General features: G+C 48.0%; 1 protein-coding gene and 1 pseudogene. Both read right to left on the reverse strand.

Annotated elements, in window-relative coordinates:
* Window positions 1–70: IS1 family transposase (locus tag ACSIPU_RS31365; protein ID WP_001680836.1), on the reverse strand; the 70-nt coding region annotated here is incomplete at its 3' end.
* 54 nt (window positions 71–124) lie between these two features.
* A pseudogene (locus tag ACSIPU_RS31370) lies at window positions 125–250 on the reverse strand (APH(3') family aminoglycoside O-phosphotransferase); the annotation flags it as partial.

A 250-nucleotide genomic window follows, 5' to 3' on the forward strand; every position in this document is an offset into this window, starting at 1 on the left:
TGCTTTTGCCGTTACGCACCACCCCGTCAGTAGCTGAACAGGAGGGACAGCTGATAGAAACAGAAGCCACTGGAGCACCTCAAAAACACCATCATACACTAAATCAGTAAGTTGGCAGCATCACCGGGATCGCAGTGGTGAGTAACCATGCATCATCAGGAGTACGGATAAAATGCTTGATGGTCGGAAGAGGCATAAATTCCGTCAGCCAGTTTAGTCTGACCATCTCATCTGTAACATCATTGGCAAC

The sequence above is a fragment of the Klebsiella sp. HN106 genome, assembly GCF_051209435.1.
Classification (GTDB): Bacteria; Pseudomonadota; Gammaproteobacteria; order Enterobacterales; family Enterobacteriaceae; genus Klebsiella; species Klebsiella oxytoca.